Annotated in this window: 1 protein-coding gene; it reads right to left on the reverse strand. The window is 73.1% G+C overall.

Translation table 11 applies throughout. The annotated features are described in order from the left end of the window. Positions 1-40: 40 nt before the first annotated feature. Positions 41-589, reverse strand: coding sequence for a DUF3830 family protein (locus FNQ90_RS25960; RefSeq protein WP_182608531.1), 549 nt, complete (start codon positions 587-589; stop codon positions 41-43). Positions 590-624 lie beyond the last annotated feature (35 nt).

Genomic DNA, 624 nt, shown 5'->3' on the forward strand with positions numbered 1-624 from the left:
CGCCGGGCCCGGCGCGACCGGTGGGCCCGGCCGGGCGGGATCAGGCCCGGGCGAAGGAGAGGGTCTCCCCGCGGGCCCCGGAGCGCCACAGGTCCTGGCAGGCGTCGGCCATCCGGTCCAGTCCGTCCACCACCGCGCCCCAGACGATGCCCGGCACCCAGCCCTGATCGCCGTTGATCAGCAGGTTGTTCCGCTCGTAGAACAGGGCGAGGTCCACCACGGTGGGCCGGCCCCGGTGGTCGGCCGCGCTCTCGTAGCCGTAGGAACCGGTGTTGAGCTGCGTCTCGCTGAAGGTGAAGTAGCACAGGTCGCCGGGGATGGGGGTGACCGTGGGGTTCTCCAGCGGGGGCTCCCGGTCGGCGAACGGTGAGAGCAGCGCGTAGATCTCGTTGCGGGCGTACTTGGCGTGGTAGACGTCCCCCGACAGCGGCAGCGCCTCCCACACGGCCGCGCAGGTCAGCGGCGCCTTCTCGGTGAGCAGACGGGCCGTGCAGCTCACGCCGCGCCGGTCCAGGGACACGGTGACGAATCGCTCGACGGGCCGGGCCGTCGGGTGCTGGGAGATCGGGTGGGGGGTCGCGCTCGACATGTTCCTCCCGGGACGGGGTGGTGGCGCCCTGGACG

Origin of the sequence: Streptomyces alkaliphilus (genome assembly GCF_014141535.1) — a bacterium.
GTDB classification, from domain to species: Bacteria; Actinomycetota; Actinomycetes; order Streptomycetales; family Streptomycetaceae; genus Streptomyces; species Streptomyces alkaliphilus.

Bases quoted from the DNA above. Each gene is read 5' to 3' on its own strand.
- FNQ90_RS25960 (WP_182608531.1), bottom strand. From the start codon at position 589: ATGTCGAGCGCGACCCCCCACCCGATCTCCCAGCACCCGACGGCCCGG.